Source organism: Rhizobium sp. M1, from assembly GCF_002531805.1.
In the GTDB taxonomy this organism is placed as follows: Bacteria; Pseudomonadota; Alphaproteobacteria; order Rhizobiales; family Rhizobiaceae; genus Rhizobium; species Rhizobium etli_C.
The window spans coordinates 108,356-128,879 of the sequence record NZ_NWSW01000003.1; the positions used below are offsets into that span (position 1 = coordinate 108,356).

The 20,524-nt window shown below is 61.8% G+C and carries 15 protein-coding genes and 1 pseudogene; 11 read left to right on the plus strand and 5 right to left on the minus strand.

The annotated features are described in order from the left end of the window. The 3 genes from CO655_RS04430 to CO655_RS04440 all read right to left on the minus strand — a co-directional run bounded on the left by CO655_RS04430 (position 1) and on the right by CO655_RS04440 (position 5,296). On the minus strand, positions 1-1,908 hold the full coding sequence (locus CO655_RS04430; RefSeq protein WP_097663930.1) for an ABC transporter substrate-binding protein: 1,908 nt from the start codon (positions 1,906-1,908) through the stop codon (positions 1-3). Continuing rightward, positions 1,908-3,797: an ABC transporter ATP-binding protein gene (locus CO655_RS04435; RefSeq protein WP_097606663.1), complete on the minus strand. Its 1,890-nt coding sequence runs from the start codon at positions 3,795-3,797 to the stop codon at positions 1,908-1,910. The genes CO655_RS04430 and CO655_RS04435 overlap by 1 nt, the downstream gene beginning before the upstream one ends. Positions 3,798-3,952: 155 nt before the next feature. Further along, positions 3,953-5,296, minus strand: a complete 1,344-nt coding sequence (locus tag CO655_RS04440) for an adenylate/guanylate cyclase domain-containing protein (RefSeq protein ID WP_097606662.1) — start codon at positions 5,294-5,296, stop codon at positions 3,953-3,955. 605 nt (positions 5,297-5,901) lie between these two features. Between CO655_RS04440 and CO655_RS04445 the strand changes: the two genes are divergently transcribed. Then, the gene (locus CO655_RS04445; RefSeq protein ID WP_097663931.1) at positions 5,902-7,239 is read left to right on the plus strand and encodes a nucleotide sugar dehydrogenase; all 1,338 of its coding nucleotides are present in this window, start codon (positions 5,902-5,904) and stop codon (positions 7,237-7,239) included. Here CO655_RS04445 and CO655_RS04450 read toward each other — a convergent pair. Further along, entirely contained in the window at positions 7,229-8,404 is a 1,176-nt protein-coding gene (locus tag CO655_RS04450; RefSeq protein ID WP_097606660.1) for a DUF3095 domain-containing protein, read from the minus strand. The genes CO655_RS04445 and CO655_RS04450 overlap by 11 nt on opposite strands. A 122-nt stretch (positions 8,405-8,526) precedes the next feature. On the opposite strand from CO655_RS04450, the gene CO655_RS04455 reads away from it, so the two are divergent. Together CO655_RS04455 and CO655_RS04465 are read left to right on the plus strand one after the other, a co-directional pair. Further along, the gene (locus CO655_RS04455) at positions 8,527-9,015 is read left to right on the plus strand and encodes a class I SAM-dependent methyltransferase (RefSeq protein ID WP_097663932.1); all 489 of its coding nucleotides are present in this window, start codon (positions 8,527-8,529) and stop codon (positions 9,013-9,015) included. A gap of 616 nt (positions 9,016-9,631) precedes the next feature. Further along, entirely contained in the window at positions 9,632-11,125 is a 1,494-nt protein-coding gene (locus tag CO655_RS04465; protein ID WP_245423757.1) for a reverse transcriptase domain-containing protein, read from the plus strand. A 216-nt stretch (positions 11,126-11,341) separates the two neighbouring features. Here the strand turns inward: CO655_RS04465 and CO655_RS04470 are convergent, their stop codons facing one another. Then, a complete protein-coding gene (locus CO655_RS04470) occupies positions 11,342-13,255 on the minus strand; it encodes an adenylate/guanylate cyclase domain-containing protein (protein WP_097663934.1) in 1,914 nt (637 codons plus the stop codon). A 178-nt stretch (positions 13,256-13,433) separates the two neighbouring features. Here CO655_RS04470 and CO655_RS34240 point away from each other — a divergent pair. The 8 genes and pseudogenes from CO655_RS34240 to CO655_RS04510 form a co-directional block, all read left to right on the plus strand. Further along, a pseudogene (locus CO655_RS34240) lies at positions 13,434-13,602 on the plus strand (NAD(P)/FAD-dependent oxidoreductase); the annotation flags it as partial. Between the two features lie 199 nt (positions 13,603-13,801). Then, complete coding sequence (locus tag CO655_RS04480; protein ID WP_010029468.1) at positions 13,802-14,245, plus strand: DUF805 domain-containing protein; 444 nt, start codon at positions 13,802-13,804, stop codon at positions 14,243-14,245. Between the two features lie 3 nt (positions 14,246-14,248). Further along, a complete protein-coding gene (locus tag CO655_RS04485) occupies positions 14,249-14,989 on the plus strand; it encodes a hypothetical protein (RefSeq protein WP_097663935.1) in 741 nt (246 codons plus the stop codon). Beyond that, a complete protein-coding gene (locus tag CO655_RS04490) occupies positions 14,982-16,253 on the plus strand; it encodes a hypothetical protein (RefSeq protein ID WP_097663936.1) in 1,272 nt (423 codons plus the stop codon). Before CO655_RS04485 ends, CO655_RS04490 begins: the two co-directional genes overlap by 8 nt. After that, positions 16,240-17,196, plus strand: coding sequence for a MoxR family ATPase (locus CO655_RS04495; protein ID WP_097606652.1), 957 nt, complete (start codon positions 16,240-16,242; stop codon positions 17,194-17,196). Before CO655_RS04490 ends, CO655_RS04495 begins: the two co-directional genes overlap by 14 nt. Next, the gene (locus CO655_RS04500) at positions 17,196-18,515 is read left to right on the plus strand and encodes a DUF58 domain-containing protein (RefSeq protein ID WP_097663937.1); all 1,320 of its coding nucleotides are present in this window, start codon (positions 17,196-17,198) and stop codon (positions 18,513-18,515) included. The genes CO655_RS04495 and CO655_RS04500 overlap by 1 nt, the downstream gene beginning before the upstream one ends. Next, positions 18,512-19,588, plus strand: a complete 1,077-nt coding sequence (locus tag CO655_RS04505) for a stage II sporulation protein M (RefSeq protein ID WP_097663938.1) — start codon at positions 18,512-18,514, stop codon at positions 19,586-19,588. The genes CO655_RS04500 and CO655_RS04505 overlap by 4 nt, the downstream gene beginning before the upstream one ends. Continuing rightward, positions 19,585-20,484: an RDD family protein gene (locus CO655_RS04510; protein WP_097663939.1), complete on the plus strand. Its 900-nt coding sequence runs from the start codon at positions 19,585-19,587 to the stop codon at positions 20,482-20,484. Before CO655_RS04505 ends, CO655_RS04510 begins: the two co-directional genes overlap by 4 nt. Positions 20,485-20,524: the final 40 nt, after the last annotated feature.

The window sequence follows — 20,524 nt, forward strand, 5'->3', positions numbered from 1 at the left end:
TCAGGCCTCCTTGTACCAGAATGCATCCGGCATGTAGATGCCGAGATAGGAGGTGGGATCGAAGCCGTAGAGGGCTTTCTCCGGCAGGTTCTGCAGCTTGGCGGCGCGAAGGATCGGCTGCAGCGTGCTGTTGATCAGGCCGATTGAAAACACCTGCTGCGTATAGAGCGACAGCATCCTGTGCCAGATCACCTGACGCTCCTCGAATTCGGCCGTCGAGCCCCATTGTTTGAGCAGGTCGACCAGTTCGGCCGCCTCCGGCAGGTCGGGTGCGACACCCTCCTGGCCGGCGGAGAGGTAATGCATGCCCCAGAGCGGCCATTGCAACTGATCGTCGAGCGTCGGCGCCAGGCCCGAGGGCGACATGTCGGCCGTCGGCACGCCATTGTCGAGGCCGTACCAGATCGACATCATGATCGTGCCGCTCATGGCGCGGTTGCGGAAGACATCGCGCTGCGAGGTGCGGGTATAGAGCGCCAGGCCGATATTGGCCCAGTGATCGTGCACCAGCTCCAGCACGTCGGTATCGAGGTTGCTTTCGCCGGCGGTCTCGACGGTGATCTCGGCGCGCCGGCCGTCCGGCAGCAGCCTTATGCCGTCGGCGCCACGTCTGGTCAGGCCGAGTTCGTCGAGCAGGCGGTTGGCCTCATCGGGATCGAACTTGACGAAGGCGTCGGCATATTCCTGCTTGAACAGCGGGCTGTCGGGCAGCACGGTATCGGCGCTCGGCGTGCCCAGGCCGTAGAAGGCGACCATGTTGATCTCGTGCCGGTTGATCGCCAGCGACAGCGCCCGGCGCAGGCGAACGTCGCGGAACAGGCCGCGCCACACCTCGTCGGCGCAGTTGAGGTTCGGCAAGAGCGTGATGCGCGAGCCGCGCGCCACCTTCCAGAGATTGACCTTCACCGGAAAGCGCTTTTCGGCCTCCTTCAGGAAGGTGTAGTCGTTGAAATCGATGCCGGTCGCCTGCAGGTCGGCTTCGCCCGCACCCGCCTTGGCGGCGATGATCGACGAGGAGGAGACGTTGAGGACGAAACGGTCGAGATAGGGCAACTGCCGGCCGGTCTCGTCGACCCGGTGGAAGAACGGGTTGCGCTCGAAGACGAACTGGTCGGCCGGCAGCGCCGTGGTGTTGCGCCAGGGATCGAGCGTCGGCAGGTTGGGATTTTCAGGCCGGTAGGAACGGGCCATCTTGATGTGCAGATCCTGCCACTTCTTGACGCGGCTGGTCTTCATCATCTGTTCCATCTTCGCCTCGTCGGGCTGGAACTTCTTATGGAATTGCTTGAGGTAATGCGCCGGTCCGAAGATGACGAGCGGCTGGGGACCTGCCAGCGTCGGCAGGAACATCGGATTGGGTTTTTCCCAGGTGTAACGCACCGTCAGCGGATCGAGCATCTCGAAGCGCGGCAGGCTGCCGTGCGGGCGAAGCTCGAGCGCGCCGCCGCCCGGCGTCAGCTTGTCGTTCAGGATGACGTCTTCCCACCAGTAGCGGAAATCGTCGGCGGTGAACGGCTGCCCATCGGACCACTTATGGCCTTCGCGCAGCGTGAAGGTGAAGACCGTATCGTCCTCCGAGCGGAAGTCGGCAAGGATATCCGGCTGAAACTGCAGGTGCTTGTCGTAGCCGATCAGGCGGGAATAGCCGTAGATCGTCATGAAGCGGATGTCGCGCTGGCTGCCGATGATGGTGCGCACCGTGCCGCCATAGGCGCCGGGTTCGAGCCCCATCTCCTTGAGATTGACGATGCGCGGACGGGCGGGAATGCGCTCGGCCATTGCAGGCAGGCTGCCTGCGGCCAGCCGCTCTTTGAGGAATTCCGGCTCGACTATCTGCTCGGCGCGAAGCACCGCCGGTGCGATCGCCGCCCCGACAAGGCCGCCGAGAAAGGTGCGACGCGTCACCATCAGCGCAACTCCTTGGCCGTAGCACCCTTGCGGGCGCGCACCAGATGGCCGTCGCCGAGATCGGCATAGGCAAGCTCGGAAGCATCGTCATGCTCGGCGGTGAAGGTCACGCCCCAATTCTGCTTGTCGGCGGCGCCGTTTTCCCGGAGCGCCTTGAAATCGAGCGGCCGGTCGAGATCGGGGAAGGGGACGGCGGCGAGCAGCGATTTCGTATAGGGATGCACCGGATCGCGCAGGATGATTTCGCGCGGCGCGATCTCGACGATGCGGCCCTTGCACATGACGGCGATGCGGTCGGCCATGTAATCGACGACGGCGAGGTTGTGCGAGATGAAGAGATAGGTCAGCCCCAGCTCCTTCTGCAGATCCTTCAGGAGGTTGAGGATCTGCGCCTGGACGGAGACGTCGAGCGCCGAGACCGGCTCGTCGAGGATGACGAGTTTCGGGCCGAGGGCAAGCGCGCGGGCGATGCCGATGCGCTGGCGCTGGCCGCCGGAGAAGCTGTGCGGGTAACGGCTGAGATAACGCTTGTCGAGGCCGATCGCCCCCATCAGCCCCTCGACCTTGCGCTTGCGCTCATCACTGTCGCCGCGATCGTGGATCTCCAGCGGTTCGCTGAGGATGTTGCGCACCGTCATGCGCGGCGACAGCGAGGAGACCGGATCCTGGAACACCATCTGGATCTTGGTGCGCATGTCCTGCAGCTCGTCGCCCTTGACGGCAAGCACGTCGATGACATCCTTGCCGTCGTTGAACACGACCGCGCCGCTGTCGGGTGTGATGGCGCGCATCAGGATCTTGCTGAGCGTCGTCTTGCCGCAGCCGGATTCGCCGACCAGGCCGAGACATTCGCCGCGGCGGATGTCGAAGCTGACATCGTCGACGGCGCGCAGGACGGTGGCCTCATGCTTGCCGAGGAGACTGCGCTTGCGCGTCTTGTAGGTCTTCGAGAGATTGGTGACCGACAGCAGCGTGCCCGGCGCCTCCGCCTGCAGCGGCTTCTTCTTGCCGACGAGAGTCTCGAGATTGACCGGCACGTCGCGCAGCGCCTTCAACCGCTCGCCGGGTTTCATGTCGAAATGCGGAACGGCGGCCATCAGGGCCTTGAGATAGGGATGCTGCGGATTGCGGAAGATCGCCTCGACCGGCCCGGCTTCCATGATCTCGCCGTGATAGATGACGACCACCTCGTCGGCCATGTTGGCGACGATACCGAGATCGTGGGTGATGAGCAGCATCGCCATGCCGAGCTTGGCCTGCAGGTCGCGCAGCAATTCCAGGATCTGCGCCTGGATCGTCACGTCGAGGGCCGTCGTCGGCTCGTCGGCGATCAAGAGCGCCGGCTTGCAGATCAGCGCCATGGCGATCATCGCGCGCTGGCGCATGCCGCCGGACAATTCGAACGGATACATGTCGTAGGTGCGGTGCGGATTGGAAAAACCAACGAGACCGAGCATTTCCTCGGTCTTCTCGCGCGCCTCCTGCTTGTCGATCTCGGTGTGGATCAACAGCACTTCGCTGATCTGGTTGCCGACCGTATGCAGCGGCGACAGCGAGGTCATCGGCTCCTGGAAGATCGTCGCCATGCGCCGGCCGCGCAGATCGCGCATTTCCTCGCTGTCGCGCGACAAGGAGAGGATATCGGTCGTGCTGCCGTCGAGCGGATCGGTGAAGAGGATGCTGCCCGATGCCTTGGCCGGATTGGGCAGGATGCCCATGATTGCCTGGCTGATCACCGATTTGCCCGAGCCGGATTCACCGACGAGAGCGGTGACCTTGCCCGGAAGGATGCGGAGATTGGCTTCCTTTACGACACGCAGCCGGTCGCCGAAAACGGAGAAGGAGACGTCGAGATTCTCGATACGCAACAAATCGGCAGCGGACGCCATACCAATGATATTCCCCAGTCTTCTATGTTCCCTTTCAGGCACACTATCGTACCGCAAACGGGGTGTCTAGTTGATGACAATCAAGGGGATATCGCCGCCTTTCGCCGTGGTCATCCGGACGAAACACGCAGTCTTATCGGCGTCAGCCTGGCGTCTTACTGGATGAACTTCTCCATGCTTGTGCGCTTGACCTGTTTCTTCGCGTCCCGGTGCAGCAGGATGACCTGCTCGGCTTCGGAAAGCCCGTTCTGCACGGCCTCGCGGAAGTGTTCGTCGACATGGAGCTCGGGGGCCGGCGCGCGCGGCTGCAGCACCGTCACCTTCTGGCGGATGCCGCGCAGCTTCTCTTCGCCGAGCCGCGTCCACTCGCCGCCGCAATAGCCGGCGAAAGCCTGGCTGGCGACGACTTCGCGGCCATATTTCTTGGTCAGGATCTGCAGACGCTGCACCTCGTTGACCGCCGATCCGAAGGCGGAGAAGGTCAGGCGGTCCTTGAGGCCGACATTGCCGAACATGACGTTGCCGACATGCAGGCCGATGCCGTAGCCGATCTTGCTGAGACCCTTCTGCTGGCGGTCGTTGTTGAGCTCGGCCACCCGCGCCTGCGCCTGGTGGACGGCCGACAGCGCTGCCTCGCAGGCGATTTTCGAGGGGTCTTTGTGGCGGCCGCAGGGATAGACGGCCAGGAAGCCGTCGCCGAGGAAGCTCAGGATTTCGCCGCCATTACGGTTGAAGGGGGCGGCGATCGCGTCGAAGAACTGGTTCAGCGTGTCGATATAGGCCTGCCGGCCTTCCTTTTCGGCATACATGGTGGATTCGCGCATATCGCCCATGACGAGGGCGGCGCGGATCGTCTCGCCGTCGCCGCGGCGGATCTGGCCGTTCAGCACCCGCTTGCCGGCGTCGCCGCCGAGATAGGTGGTCAGCATGTTGTTGGCGAGCTTGCCGAGCACCGCCATCTTGGCGGCGACCGCCAGATGGTTCTGCATCCTCAGCAGCGCGTCGATCATGTCGTCGGAAAAGCCGTTATTGTGGTCGGTCGACCAGGAGCCCATCATGCCCTGCACCGAACCGTCGCCGAAGGGCTGCACGAAGGCAAGGTAATCGGTGATCTTGTCCTTGCGCAGATCCTCGAAGATCGGGAATTCGGCCGGCCCTTCCTGCGACAGCCGGCGGCGGATGTGCTGCAGGTTGTTGTCGAGCAGGTAATAATAGGGGCTCTGCAGGAAGCGGTCCGGCTTCTGCCCGGCCGGCATGCGGAAGCCCTCGATGGTGACGCCGCTGGCGCGCCGCCAGGTGAAGCTCAGCGCGTCGTAGAGCGGATGCAGCATCGAAAAGGTCAGATGCACGCGGGCGATCGGCAGGCCGGCGGAGGCAAGCCTTTCGCAGAAGCCACGCACGATGTTTTCGAGGTCATCGCCTGCCAGCGAGGAATTCGTCAGCCATTCGGCGACCCGGTCCAACAGGATGGAGGACACGCTGGTTTCGATCGTGCTCATTCTCGGTATGATCCTCATAAGGCACGCCATCCCCAAGAGGCAAAAATCCCTCGGCCGGCACATTTTCATGCGCAGGTCACAGGGAAATCAGGATGTACGAGCGGTATTATTGTGTCAACGATCTGCCGAAAGCCCGGCAGCAGCGCCCCTCAGCTCCCCCGGGCGGGGACCGGACGGGTGGTCCTTTCACAGCGGTTCATTATCAAAAGTCAAAATAGGGATGCTGCAAATGCGAAACAATGGGAGCGGGATTTTTTTGTGCGCTGAAGTTGCAACAAAGGATTGTACCGGGGCATTTCGGCCACACCCGGCTAAGGATCTTGAGCAGTCACCCCTCCCCAACCCCTCCCCACAAGGGGGAGGGGCTTAACTTGCGGCAGTGCCTCACTCAAAAATCATCGCCGAGAACGCTGAGGCCGAAAGAGGGCAGGCCGACGCCGCGAATTAGTCCCTCCCCCTTGTGGGGAGGGGTTGGGGAGGGGTTTTAGGTCGCCAACTGCGCGTAATTGCCCCGAAGAGAAGAGCAAGACCTGACATCGGGTTTAATTCGCCGAAATCATGCATTAGATCAGCGTTCTGAATTTCTCGGTTTGAAAGATCCCGCCTTGGCCACTTCCACCTTCGATACGCTTTTGCAGAAGATCGAAACCCGCGCGGCGCGCGCCGGCGTCATCGGGCTCGGCTATGTCGGCCTGCCGCTGGCGATCGCCGTGGCGCGCAGCGGTTTTGCGGTCACCGGCTTCGACATCGACCCTTCCAAGATGGTGGCGCTCGATGCCCGCCGCTCCTATATCGATGCCGTCAGCGATGCAGCCCTTGCCGCCGAGATCGATGCCGGGCGCTTCCAGGCGACGACCGATTTCGCCGGGCTTGCCGCCTGCGACGTCATCATCATCTGCGTGCCGACGCCGCTCACCAAACATCGCGATCCCGATCTGTCCTTCGTCGAGGCGACGTCGCGCTCGATCGCCCAGCATCTGCGCCCCGGTCAGCTCGTCGTGCTGGAATCGACCACCTATCCCGGCACGACCGACGATATCGTCAAGGCCATCCTCGAAGGCACCGGGCTGAGATCCGGCGCGGATTTCTTCGTCGGCTTCTCGCCGGAACGCGAGGATCCCGGCAACCTGCATTATCACACCGCCACCATCCCGAAGGTCGTCGCCGGCGACGGGACCGAGGCGCTGGCGCTGATGAAGGCGTTCTATGGTGCGGCGGTATCGACCGTCGTGCCTGTTTCCTCGAATGCGACGGCCGAGGCGGTCAAGCTCACCGAGAACATCTTTCGTTCGGTCAACATCGCCCTCGTCAACGAGTTGAAGACCGTCTATGCGGCGATGGGCATCGATGTCTGGGAGGTGATCGAGGCGGCCAAGACCAAGCCCTTCGGCTATATGCCCTTCTATCCCGGCCCCGGCCTCGGCGGCCATTGTATCCCGATCGATCCCTTCTACCTCACCTGGAAATCGCGTGAATACGAGTTGCCGACCCGCTTCATCGAGCTTGCCGGCGAGATCAATTCGGCAATGCCGCGTTATGTCGTCGGCAAGCTCGCCGAAGCGCTCGACATCCGCGCCGGCAAGGCGCTGAGCCGCAGCAAGGTGCTGGTGCTCGGGCTCGCCTACAAGAAGAACGTCGCCGATATCAGAGAAAGCCCGTCGCTGCGGCTGATCGAGATCATCGAGGAGCGCGGCGGCCGGGCCGACTATCACGACCCCTTCGTCGCCGAGATCCCGCCGACGCGCGAACACCAGGCCCTGAAAGGCCGCAAATCGGTGGCGCTGACGCCGGACGCCGTTTCCGGCTACGATGCCGTGCTGGTGGCAACCGACCATGACAGCGTGGATTATGCGGCGATCGCAAAAGGCGCGGCACTGATCATCGACACCCGCAACGTCTTCAACCGGCTCGGCCTTTCGGCCGATCATGTCATCAAGGCGTGACGGCAACGCCGGAGAGCGCCTTGCCGGTCATCCGGCTTGCGGCCACCGCATAACCGCCCGATGCGCCATCGATGAAATGCATATGGTCGCGCGAAATCGGCGTCGGCACGAAGCAGGTCATCAGCGCCGAAGCCTGCCGATGCAAGCCGTAGCGGGCGATGCCCTTTGCTCGCGCCGCTTCCAGCAGCGCCTCGATGCGTTTCAGGTGCTCGGCATCGACATCGACCGTCATCTTCAGCCCGTCGTCGAACTTGCGGAAATCGGAATTGCCGGCGACGTCGTTTTTGTAGCGGCGCGCATCGAAGCGGCCGAGCGGAATGCCGAGCTTGTAGCAGACGACGGTGACGGCGAGCTGCAGGAAGATGATCAGTTTCTGGCGTAGTCGCCGGCCGGCCGGCGCCGTGGCCTTGGCCTCGCGATTGATGCCGTGCAGCGAGAAGGCGAAATCCGGGCCGCCGGCCGGCACCGGATGGCTGCCGCGGTTCTGCTCGCCGGTGATGGCGACGATGCCGTTGACGAGGTCGCGGAATTCTTCGCCCGGCCGGCCTTCGCCGGGAACCGCGATGATCGAGACGATCTCGCCGTTCTGCGCGTCGATCGGGCTCCAGCGGCAGGAAAGGCCGGCGAGATCGGGCCGTGTTCCCGGGGCCGCCCGCTCTATACCGTAATGGCCCTGCTTCATCTGCCGCTCCGCCCAGCTGGTGCCGCCGCCCCAGAACATCGCATAGGTGACATAGGGGCTTGCCGAGTAACGCGCGACGCGCACATCGAGCCCCTCGGCGCGGGTATCGGCGACCGGAACGATGGCGACGCGCAGCATCAGGCCGAGATCCTCCTCGACCCAGACCTGCACGGCGGCAAGCGCTTCGCGGGCCGTCTGCTCGAGCCCGCCCGGCAGCGCGATCAGCGCCCCGTCGCCGCCGAAGACGAAGGGATAGTCGCCCTTGCCGACGGCGTTCAATACCGCCGAAATGACGCTGGCGCCCGCCATGTTGACGTCCTTGTACCGGCCGCCGGCGATCGCCTGGGTCGAGCCGACAATATCGGCCAGCGCCAGCACCCAGCCATCCGGCAGCGGCCGGTAGTTGGCGGCATCGGTCACGCCCTCGAAGGCGCTGAAGAGCGGCACGGCGGCAAAGAATTCTTCGTCGGTCACGGTTTCCATGTCATCGACCTTAGCACAGACGCATGTTGGTGCTGCAACGCCAATTCCCATTTACGGCAATCGACTTGGCAAGGTTTCAGTGTTAGCACGCGCTCACGATTTCATGACGGATACGGATCTAGATGAGCCGCCTCGACAGCTTCATTCGCCGGTTGACGGCTCAGCGCGATATTTTGAACGCGATCATCGACCTGGTCGCCGAAATCGACGGCCCGGTGCTGGAATTCGGCCTCGGCAACGGCCGCACCTATGATCACCTGCGCGAGCATTTCCCCGGCCGCCGCATCATCGCCTTCGACTGGGAGGTCCGCTCCTATTCGGCCTCGACCCCGGAGCCGCAAGATATGGTGACCGGCAATATCCGCGACTCCGGCCAGGCCTTCCTCGGCATCGGCGCGGCCCTCGCCCATGCCGATATCGGCACCGGCCACGACGAGATCGACGCCGTGACACTGACCTGGCTGCCGCAGCTGATCGCCGGCGTGCTCGCTCATAACGGCATCGCGGTCAGCGGCCTGCCGCTTGAGCATCCGGAGCTGGCGGTGCTGCCGCTGCCGGAGGGGATCAAGGAAGGGCGGTATTTCCTCTATCGCAGGAAAGGACGAGGGTAGGCGGTGACTGCCGTATCGGTACTCTTGGCCGAAGGGGGCAAAGTGACAGGTCAAGGCAGCCCAATAATTTCCATTAAAATCAGTTGATTAAATTGCGAATCTTATATTGCATTTAACTGGCAGTTGCATAACTTCTTCAGCAGTTAAGTGCTGACTTCCGAATTTACAAAATTCATGGGAACAAACCTCAACTACACCTTGAAAAAGTGAGGCGCTACCGGCAGTGTAGTCGGCATGTCCATGGTTGCCATGGCGTCGGACGTGAAGCTGGACCTGTCCATGCGGATCGCGCGCCACGGGGACCAGGCCAAGGTGGCAATCGCTGCCGAGGTGTCTGTCGTCGCGGCTCTGCCGTGCGCAGTGGATGGGTTGAGCCTGACCGTTGGTCCAGAAGCTGTGAATACGCCGTCTTTAGGCGGTCCCCAAGCAGCTGATAGACAATTTACGCGGTGGGCGCGGCCGGGGCCGGTGACGCTTGACATTGCCAAAAACCTGCTAGGGTAGAAGGTGAAGAAATGTGTGAACCTGCCTCGAAAAACCGGCTCGTCTGAGCTGGCTTACCGGCCTGTGCGTCCTCGCGCTGGCCGCAGCGTCCATGGTTGCCATGGCGTCGGACGTGAAGCTGGACCTGTCCATGCGGATCGCGCGCCACGGGGACCAGGCCAAGGTGGCAATCGCTGCCGAGGTGTCTGTCGTCGCGGCTCTGCCGTGCGCAGTGGATGGGGTGCCTGTCAACGGTCGGGAAAGTATGTACGGGGACCCGAGCGGAGAAATTATGGCATCGTTGATCCAGGATGTCCGGTCTGAGCAAAACATCTTTTCAGCATGGCGGCACGTAAAACGAAGCGCTATTTCCTCACAGAATGATGATATTCGCGGGGCTGCATCCGAATTCGAACATCAACACCAAAGACACTTGCGTCGGATCATCGACCAGCTTCGAAAGGACCGCTTCGAATTCGATCCTGTTACGGGGGTTCTTAAGGATGCTCGAAAACGGATTGCTGCCGGAAAGGCGCCTCGGCCCATCGCAATCGCAACTCTTAAAAATCGCGTGGTTCAACGCGCGGTTCTCCAAGTCTTGCAACCTCGCATTACGACCAATCCAAAGGATCGAAACACCAAGTACGAATTAATCCGTGACCCTCGGCTTGGCAAAATCAATGATGTGAACAGGTCCAAATTTGGTGTTGGGGGACTGATTTACCCCTACGGCGGAGTCGAGCCGGCCATCAAGCTCATTCGGGGAGCGATTGATAGCGGTGCAAAATATTTCTATCAGTCTGATATCGAAGCCTTCTTCACCAAAATTCCGACAAAGCACGTTGTAGATTTCGTGCGGTCGGAAACCCGAGATGACGCTTTGGCAAACCTCTTTGAACGGGCTTTGGCTGTTCACCTGAATAATAAGGAAGAGCTTCAGGGTTATGCATCGCTGTTCCCCCAGGGCGGTATCGGTGTTGCCCAGGGATCATCGCTCTCAGCGTTCGCAGGAAATGTCCTGCTTTACGACTTAGACCATCAACTCAATGCAATGGGGGTAGATGCGGTCCGCTATGTGGATGACATCCTAATGGTCGCAAGAGATAATGCGGTCCTGGATGAAGCGATAAAACACGCTGGAGATACTCTTAAGTCCTTTGGTTTTGGATTATATCAGCCGGTAAAAGGCAGCGAAAAGGCTGCAAGGGGCGAATGCAGCAGTGCAATCAATTTCCTTGGATGTTCAATTCAACCGAACCGGTGCGTGCCCAGCGCGGTATCCGTTAAGCGGTTGAAGGATGACGTGACAAGATCACTCAGTGAATCCAAGACTGCTATTGGGGCGTTCCTTAAGGGCAACAAGGGGCTGCACTCTAAGCTGTCGAAAACCGGCACACTCGACACGATAGGAAAGCGAATTTACGGTTGGCAGAAAGCATTTGCGTTCTGCACCGATGCCCAGCCTTTCGAGCACCTTGACGCTTTCATCAGCAAACAAATCACAGACTACGAGGCTGTTGTCACGAGGCTAGTAAACGGTTCAGCCGCCGCGACACGAATGCGAATTCTCGGCATTCCGTCTACTCACGAGATGTTTCTGAGCGACAGAAAAAGCCAGGCGGACTAATCCGGCCCGAAATTTGGGAAGGGCTTGCATTATACAGGGTTTGGAAGGGAAAATCTGGATGTCGCCCCTCGCGTGTCCTTGGTCACCACGGACGCCTTTAGGCCGATTTGCTGATACGCATACGCCATCTGGAGCTGCCCAAATACTTCTGACCCCTCTCACGAGGGTGATGGCGCGTTTGCGAAAACGAATATCGCCACTTTTCGCGATCAGACTTTAGCCGTCGCTCTCCCCAACCAATTCCCATATATCCACCTTCTCCGCCCGGCCCTTCACCTGCGCCAGGCCGAGCGACCGAAACAGGAAACGATCGCCGACGGCGTTATGGATGGCGGCGCTGGCCAGGATCGACGTACCGAATTCCTTGTTCAATCCCTCCAGGCGCGAGGCGACATTGATCGTATCGCCCATGGCGGTGTATTGCTGGCGCGAAATCGCCCCGAAACTGCCGACGACGGCCGGGCCTGTGTGCAGGCCAAATCGCGTGATGAGGACAGGACGGCCGTTCACTCTGTTCTCCTCGTTAAGGCCGTCGATTGCCGCCTTCATCGCGAGCGCGCAGCGGCAGCCGTTTTCGGCATGTCTGGCATCCGCAACGGGGGCGTTCCACATGACGAAAATGGAATCGCCGAGATATTGCACGACCGTCCCGCCGTGGCGCTCTGCGATGATGTTCAGCAGCTCGAAATAGGCCGATAGCGTATCGACGACGTTTTCCGGAGAATTGAGCTCAGATATGGTCGTGAAGTCCCTGATATCGGTGAACAGCACGGTCACATCCTGCCGTTTGGCTTTGACGACCGCTCGCCCCTCGGGGCTGATGATGCGCCGAACCACTTCACGCGGAACGTAGAGGGCAAACTGGCTGATGGCATGCCGGCTTGCCGAGAGCGCGCCGGCCAGTGTGTTGATCTCCGTTATCCAGGAATGCGAGACGGGCGTCTCGCCGAGATCGAGATCGCCGATCCGCCGCGCCTCGTCGGCGAGCCGATAGAGCGAGCGGCTGACCATGCGGGAAAGCAGCACCGATGCGCCGACTCCGGCGATCAACAGAGCGCCGGCAATCAGCAGATTGCGCACGAGCAGCCGATGGGCTTCCTCCACGAGGTCTGCGAGCGGCACGACGATCACGGCCGTGCTGTCCTTAAACAGGCCTGAGACACTGACAGGGGCGATTTGCGCCAGGTGGCTTTCGTCGTCGATATCGAGCCGCGCCAAGCCGCCGCTTGCGAAGGCGGGATCTCGCCTGAGCCTGGCCACGGCTTCCAGGCTCGTGTCGAAACTGTTTGCCGTCGCGGCGAAGGCGCCTGATGTTCTCGCCCATAATCCGATGACCCTGCTCATGATCTGGGCGTCGGAATGGGCGACGAGGTTGCCGCCGCCATCGATGATGTAGGCTCGCGCATGCGGAGAAATCCCCTGCGCATTCAGCAGGCGGCCGATCGTCTGCAGGTGAATGTTGATGCCGACGACCACCCGGCCGTCATCCTTCATCGGCGCCGCGATCGTCAGCGTCGGTATATTGAGCGTTCCGGTCACATAAGGCCCGACGGAAACCGGCACACCGTCCTGGACGACGGATTGGTACCAGGGACGTTGCCGCGGATCGAAGGATGCGTAGTCGATATCCCGCTCGCCGATCGGACTTGCCCGGCTGTCGAGAAAGCGAAGCGTCGATATGACATTCGCGCCTTGTCTCTCCGCGATCGTTCGGATCGCGAAAGCCGTGCCATCGGGCGCCGCCAGCGCCTGACGCACATCCTTTCTGGCCGTGTTGATGACCTGCAGATAGGAGCCATCGGGATAGCCGGTGTAAACGCTCGTCGCCTCGGGGACGTTTCGCAGAACCTCGAGAAAGACTTCCTGTTTTGCCTTGATATCCTGAGACGGCGGGGAAATGAGCTGCGGCAGGGTCGATGCCAGCGCCACCGCCTCGGTGCCGCCCTGAAGCGCACTTTTGTATCCCTCGATCAGCCGCAAGCTCATCTCGCGCATCTGCTGCGCGCCGGCGTTCACCGCAGCCGCGCTTCCCTGCCAGAATGCCATCCAGATGATGGGCATCGACGTGCAAAGCAGCGACGCGACGACCAGGACGCCGAGATGCACTCTGAGCGGTTTGGACCAGCGCACGAGATTCCCCTCAAAATGCGGATACGTCTCAGCGCACCTATCGTCCCGATGCTCGTCCACCCGTGCGAAATGAGCGTCCCCAACGATGCCAGCTAACTGCTTTTTTCGGGCTTGCACAAGGCGTCGATGTCAAGACTCCTCCCGTCACGGCTGTAGCTTCACTGCGCCTTGGAGGACCGGCGCGTTCGGGCCATTCATCCAGGCCGGCGAAAACAAGGAGACCAGCGTCAACGGTGTCTTCACCGCCGGCGAGGCCGCAAGCTCGATGCACCGCGGCACGCTCGCCTCGGTTTCCGGCGTGCTTGCCGCGGTGCCGTCAGTCGCTGGTGATGCAGTCTGCCGGATAGCTCGCCCGGCAGAGCCCGCACCGTCCTCTTGATTTCGCTGCCTGGTGCGAAAGCCCAACAGGTGGGCGTTGCTTTTCCTGTGATGTAAGCCAAGCCCTGCCTGAAGGATGCGGACTTCTTGCAATCTTTACGTTTGAATTATAGATGTTTCCATCTGAATACCACGCTTGCACCAGGTGGAAATTGGGGGCCATTTCAGATGGGGTTTACTGAGGCTGTTCGGACTGTTCTGAAGCAGAAATACGCAACCTTTTCCGGTAGGGCTTCCCGGTCGGAATATTGGTGGTTCATGCTATTCTACGTGCTGGCGCTATTCCCACTTGCAATACTGGCCTTTGTGCTCGCCTTTGTTACCATGAGCACCGGAGCCCCGTCGCCGGTTCACTACACTGTGGTCATCTGGATGTTGTTCGCGTTGGCAATGTTTTTGCCGGTGATATCTCTGCAGGTCCGTCGGTTCCATGATCGCAACATTTCCGGTTGGTGGTATCTCGCGCTATTTGCCCTGGGCTTTATTCCCTATGCCGTCTTCGTCACATTCCCGGTGACGATTGTTATTTCCGTCCTTCCGGGCACCGAAGGTCCGAACAAGTTCGGGCCGGATCCGCTGCGTCCCGAAGCGCGTGCAGAGGTTTTTGCCTAGAGCATGGCCATCCGCAACGCCGGTCTGCTGGCGGCTCTGTTCCTGGCCGCCTCGGCTTCATTTCCGCCTGCGCGGGCGCAGGACAGCGATCGTCCGATCAGCGCGGTCGGCACTGAATACGCCTCGCAGTGCCTGCTGAACGGCGTGCACTGCAAGCTTGTCTACGGCGATGCGTCGGAGAAGGCCAATGCAGCCTCGGGCACGACACAGGACAAGCGGTCATCACAACGCAAGCCGTCCTTTGCCATTCGCGAGCCGGTCATCGACGGGCCTCTGGCGGTCGGCATGGTGCTTGTCGGCCTGGCGGTGGCGATCGGCCTATGGATGCGCTTCGGCAATGGCGGCGTGCTGTTGTCGTCAGCTCCACGTGACATCAAGCAGCGGCAGGGGGAGGCGCCGGCGAGCTGGCGCACCGGCGCCGGCGCGGCTGAGGAGGAGCCGAACGACGTCTTGCAACGCATCGCGGCCATGGCGGATCGACAGCAGGCGCTCATCCTGCTCTTGAGGCATTGCCTGCTGCACGCCGCCGATATTACGGGAACGCGGCTTTTCCGCTCCGATACGGAGCGCGCCGTGTTTGCCCGTCTGCCGAACTCGATGCCCGACCGCGACCGGCTGGCAAATCTGCTGACCGCGGTGGAACTTGCTCATTACGGTGGGCGTGCCGTTGCGGAAAGGCATTTCGGCGTCCTTCTCGCGACGGCCCGCGACCTGCTGTCGACCGGCAGATTAGCCCATGCGTAGCTCGGCCCCGATGCTGGCGCTGGGCCTGTTGCTGGTGCTGGCGGCGCTGGCAATCTTCGCCTTGTCGCGGGGCAGCGATTACGACCGCTCGCCCCTCGGCAACAAGGGATTGGAATTGTGGCTGCAGGCCAAGGGGATCCCCGTCCTCCGATCCGACCCGCATGTCGTCCAGGCACGTTCCGAAGTCTCGCTGCGCATTGTTCCTCTGTCGATACGCCAAGGCGAGGTCGCATCCCAGCCGGGCGATGAAACGGATGACCTGAGCCCGGAAAACCCGGCTGAGGAGGCAGGCCGATACGCGCTGCCGACGCTGATCGCATTGCCGAAGTGGCGCAACAGCGTATCGACGGAGGGTGTCGCCGGCAAATCGGGGCTGGTTGATTTCAGCGAAATCAGCAACGAACTCGACAAGATCGGCTACTCGGATTTCGGTTTCGCCCGCAGCGAGACGGGTTTTGAAGAGGCACAGCCGCACCTGCAGCCGGGCCAGCCGATCAAGATCGCTCTCTACCAGCCGCAAACCTTCGAGCGGTCGAGCCTCCCGGAAGGCTGCGAGGAGATTGCCGGCATGCCGCTGGGGGCGCTGCTGTTGCGGTGCGACGATACCCCTGACGTCTATCTGCTCTCGGATCCCGACCTGTTGAACAATCACGGGCTGGCTTTGGCCGATAACGCCGCCTTTGCCGTCTCATTGGTCCAGTCTCTCCGCGGCGCCGGTGAGACGCGGCCGGTCTACCTGGATACGGCCGGGCGGCCCCTGGATGACGAGGCGACGGTTGACGAGGGGCAGTCCTATGAGCGCTCCACCGCCGATCTGAAGCGGTTTTTCGTCTATCCCTTGTCGGTCATCTGGGGAACCGTGCTCGTTGTCGCGGCGATCTCTTTCTGGCGCGGCGCCTATCGCTTCGGGCCGCCTTTGCGCGAGGCTTCGGCAAATATCGAACTGTCGAAGACCGCCGCCATCGAAGCCACGGCGCGGCTCCTGCGCCTGTCGGGCAATGACGGCCGGATGACGGGCCAGTTCGTGCTGCATCTGCTTGCCGACAAGGCGCAGCTGCTTTTCGGTTCCGGCGCCGGAAATCAGGCAGGCATCGCGCGCCTGTTTCAACGCCTGGCGCGGCACGACAAGGCGAAGGCGCAGGCATTGCACGCCACGGCCGAGGCGCTGATCGAACGCGGGCATTTGATGACGCGGTCGGACCTGCACCGCAATCTCGAGACATTCAGAAAATTGCTAGGGAGTTTTGAGTTTGGATCTCAGTGAATTTCGCGATCTCATCGCTACGGTTCGTGGCGAAATCGGCAAGGTGGTACAGGGGCAGGACGCCATCATCGATCTCGTTCTGATTTCGATCTTTGCCGGCGGGCACTGCCTTGTCGAAGGCCCGCCCGGCACGGCCAAAACCCTGCTGGCCCGGTCGGTCTCCGCTGCCATGGCGCTGGATTATCGCCGCATCCAGTTCACGCCCGACCTGATGCCGGGCGATGTGCTCGGCGTCAATCTCTTCAACTTCCAGACCAATCAGTTCCACCTGACCAAGGGGCCGGTCTTTACCGACATTCTGTTGGCCGACGAGATCAATCGCGCGCCGCCGAAAACGCAGTCCGCGCTTCTCCAGGCGATGAACGAGCGGATGGTCACGATCGACGGGACCGATTATTCCCTGGGGTCGGATTTCTTCGTGCTCGCCACGCAGAACCCGATCGAACAGCAGGGCACCTATCCTCTGCCCGAAGCGCAGCTCGATCGCTTTCTGTTCAAGCTGGTCGTCGATTTTCCCGACCGCGATACGGAAATCGCCATTCTGTCCAGGCATGCGGATCAGGCCTTGAAAGCGGATGTGCGCAATGCCGGCATCCGCCCGCTGGTGACGAGTGCGGCGCTCGCCGCGGGCCGCGCATTGATCGATGCGATCCATCTCGACAAGACGATCCTGACCTATGTTGTCGATCTGGTGCGCGCTACGCGCTCCGATCCCGATATTCTCTATGGCGCATCCACGCGCGCGGCCGACGCTCTTGCCGCGGCGGTCAGGGTGCGCGCCGCCTTCGAAGGCCGGGATTACGGCTTGCCGGATGATGTTCAGGCGTTGCTCGTGCCTGCGCTTCGCCATCGCATCATCCTCTCGCCTTCGGCGGAAATTGACGGCCGCATCCCGGACGAGGTGCTGGCCAATATCAAGAACCGCGTGGATGCGCCTCGTTAATGCGGCCATCCCGATATCTGATCGCGCTCGTTCTGATCCTGGCTGCGGTGACGGTCTTCGTCAGCGTATGGTGGCGCGATATGGGTTACCCGCTGCTCTTGCTGTGGGTCGCGCTTGCGGCATTGACGGCAGGCGATCTGGCGATGTCGGCCTTCTCAGGCCGAATGACGGTGGAATTCGAGCTGCCGCCGCAAGGCTTTGTCGGCCATGTCGCCGAGTTTACGGTGGGGGTTCGGCCGCAGAAGGGGGTGGTGCCGGACAATATCGGAATCCGGCTCGATTGCGCTCCCGAGCTTGTCATCGGCGAAGGCAGATCGGCGAGCCCCGCGTCGCCCGCCGGCGAGAAAGTTTTCCGGGCCGCTTTCGATCTTCGCCTGACGCGACGGGGACGATACGCGGTCCATGAGCTGTGGCTGAAATGGCCATCGCGGCTGAGGCTGCTCGACATTATCGCGCGCATGCCCGTGGGAAAAGAGATCGCCGTCCTGCCCGATATATCGCCGGTGCTGTCGGGAGCGATCAGAACCCAGATCCTGCCGCTGGAAGCCGGCCAGAAGGATTTGCGGCTGCGCGGCGAAGGATCGGAATTCCATCAGCTGCGCGAATTTGCCAGCGGCATGGACCCGCGCAGCATCGACTGGAAGCGGTCGGCGCGGATGCGCAATCTCGTCGTGCGCGAGATGAGGGCCGAACGAAACCACCAGATCATATTGTGCGTCGATTCCGGACGGCTGATGGCCGAGCAGCTCGGCGGCTTCGCCAAGCTCGATCGCGCCATCAACGCCGCTCTGGCCATGTGCTGGGCCGCAGGACTTGCCGGCGATCTCGTGGGCTTTTACAGCTTCGACAGCCGCCCGCGCCTGTTCGTGCCGGCCTTGCCCGGAAGAGCCGCCTTTCCGCGGCTGCAGACGGTTTGCGCCGATTTGCGTTACGAAACCCAGGAAAGCAATCATACGCTCGGACTGACGCATCTGTCGGCACGCTTGAAGCGACGTTCGCTGATCGTGATATTCTCCGATTTCGTCGACAGCGTCACGGCGGAGCTGATGATCGAGAACATTCAGGTGCTCGCCCGGCATCACTTCATCGTCTACGTCGCCTTGCGCGATCCGGTGCTGGCAAAGCTGACGGAACCCGAGGAGATGAGCTTGGACGCTGTGGCCCGCTCCGTGGCGGCGCGCCAGATCCTCAACGAGAGGCGCACCGTCATGGAGAAACTGGCGCGTCTCGGCGTGCTCTGCCTCGACAGCACACCCGAGGCGCTGACCTCGGATCTTATTGCCCGCTACATCGAAATCAAATCCCGTGAGATGATATGAGCGATATCGGTATCGACGGCAGGACAGAGACGGGCGCGCCGGCAAACGGCGCCATCCAGACCGATATGCTGCGCTCGGCACGCTTTCGCATGGAGCGCGAGGCGCATTGGCGGCAGCTGGACGAACTCGTGACGCGGGCGGAGAAGGGCGGCGCGGCGACGCTCGGCTATGATGAGGTGCGCAACCTCGCCGGCGGCTACAGGCAGGCGATGAATTCGCTGAGCGTGGCGCGCGACATTTCCCTGGATCGCGCGCTGATCGCCTATCTCGAAAGCCTCTGCGCCCGGGCCTATCTCGTCGTCTACGCGCCGCAGGAAAGCCTCGGCGGCCTGATCAGCCGCCTGCTGGTCCACGGCATTCCGCAGGCGGTGCGCCGATCGGCGCTGCCCCTGTTCATCGGCTTCCTGGCGCTCATTCTGGGGGCTGCCGCCGGATATAAGCTCTTCACCCACGACCCGAGCTGGTTCTATACCTTCGTGCCGCCCGAAATGGCCGATCAGCGCACCCCCGGCGCATCGGCCGATTATCTCCGCTCGACGATCTATGGCAATGAAGGGCATGAGAGCGACAAGCTCGCCGCATTTTCCGCATTTCTCTTTTCCCACAATACGAGCATCATCGTCCTGACCTTTGCCCTCGGTGTTTTCGTATCGGTGCCGAGCTTTATCCTGACCTTCTACAATGGCCTGATCCTGGGTGCGTTTTTTGCGATGTTTTCCGGCAAGGGGTTGGGCTACGACGTGTTCGCCTGGCTGTCGATTCACGGCGTCACGGAACTTGCGGCCATCGCCATTGCCTGTGCCGGCGGTGCAAGGCTCGGCCTGGCCGTTCTGCTACCGGGCGCGCGCACGCGCAGGGAGGCCTTGCGCCACCAGGCCCATGACGCCGTCAAGCTCGCCATCCTTGCGGCACTGATGCTTGTCGTGGCCGCCTTCATCGAAGGATTTCTGCGCCAGCTGATCCAGGATCCGGTGTGGCGTCTCACCATCGGCTGGGGGATGGGTGTCTTCTGGGCGAGCTGGCTGCTGCTTGGCGGCCGCGAAAGCAAGGTTTTGCCGGGAGCCCGGCGATGAGCCAGTCAGTGACGGACGGCAAGCGCACCGAGCAGTTCCTTCCGCCCGAGGGCGTGCCGATCAATTTCGCGATCGCCTCGCTCGGAACCCGTTTCGGCGCGCAATTCCTCGACATCCTTTTGACCGCTCTCGTCATCTTCATTTGCACCGCCGTCGTCATCTTCGCCGGGCTCCTGCCCGTGAGCGCCGATCTGATGCTCGGCGCCTTGCTCGGCTTTCTGCTGCGAACCCCCTATTACATTCTCTCGGAGCTCATCTGGAACGGCCGCACGCTCGGGAAAAGAATAACCGGCATTCGCGTCATCAACGCCAATGGACGGCGGCTGACGCCGCACCAGGTGACCGCGCGCAACCTGATGAAGGAGGTGGAGATCTTCGCTCCCATCGGCCTTTTGTCGACGCTCGACTCTCAGTCCGCTTGGATGAACGGTTTGACCGGCTTCTGGCTCCTGGCCGTCGTCATCGTTCCGCTCGCCAACCGGCGCCGGCAACGACTTGGCGACATCATCGCCGGTACCCTGGTGGTCGACAATCCGCGCTCGGTGCTGCTCGCCGATCTCGCTGTGTCCGCGCCCGCTACGGCATCGTCGCAGCCGGCCTTCGATTTCCAGCCCGAACATCTCGACGTCTACGGCAAATATGAGCTGCAGACACTGGAGGACGTGCTCCGCGACTCGACGAAGAATCCTGGCAATGAAGAGATCGCCAAGATCGTACGCACCATCACCAGGAGGATCCGCTATCCGGATCCCGTCAAGCCCGGTCAGGAACTGGTTTTCCTCAACGAGTTTTATCGCGCTCAGCGCGAGCATCTGGAGAGCTTGAAGCTTTTCGGGACGCTGCGGGAGAACAAATATCACGACCATTCCAGGACAGAGGCGAAGAAACTTGTTTGAGGCATGCCGCGCGGCTGTCATAGCGCTTCTGCCGATCGAA

Excerpts from the sequence above, each read along its gene's own strand:
- CO655_RS04430 (WP_097663930.1), bottom strand. The coding sequence starts at position 1,908 with ATGGTGACGCGTCGCACCTTTCTCGGCGGCCTTGTCGGGGCGGCGATC.
- CO655_RS04435 (WP_097606663.1), bottom strand. The coding sequence starts at position 3,797 with ATGGCGTCCGCTGCCGATTTGTTGCGTATCGAGAATCTCGACGTCTCC.
- CO655_RS04440 (WP_097606662.1), bottom strand. The coding sequence starts at position 5,296 with ATGAGCACGATCGAAACCAGCGTGTCCTCCATCCTGTTGGACCGGGTC.
- CO655_RS04450 (WP_097606660.1), bottom strand. The coding sequence starts at position 8,404 with ATGGAAACCGTGACCGACGAAGAATTCTTTGCCGCCGTGCCGCTCTTC.
- CO655_RS04455 (WP_097663932.1), top strand. The coding sequence starts at position 8,527 with ATGAGCCGCCTCGACAGCTTCATTCGCCGGTTGACGGCTCAGCGCGAT.
- CO655_RS04480 (WP_010029468.1), top strand. The coding sequence starts at position 13,802 with ATGGGGTTTACTGAGGCTGTTCGGACTGTTCTGAAGCAGAAATACGCA.
- CO655_RS04485 (WP_097663935.1), top strand. The coding sequence starts at position 14,249 with ATGGCCATCCGCAACGCCGGTCTGCTGGCGGCTCTGTTCCTGGCCGCC.
- CO655_RS04490 (WP_097663936.1), top strand. The coding sequence starts at position 14,982 with ATGCGTAGCTCGGCCCCGATGCTGGCGCTGGGCCTGTTGCTGGTGCTG.
- CO655_RS04500 (WP_097663937.1), top strand. The coding sequence starts at position 17,196 with ATGCGGCCATCCCGATATCTGATCGCGCTCGTTCTGATCCTGGCTGCG.
- CO655_RS04505 (WP_097663938.1), top strand. The coding sequence starts at position 18,512 with ATGAGCGATATCGGTATCGACGGCAGGACAGAGACGGGCGCGCCGGCA.
- CO655_RS04510 (WP_097663939.1), top strand. The coding sequence starts at position 19,585 with ATGAGCCAGTCAGTGACGGACGGCAAGCGCACCGAGCAGTTCCTTCCG.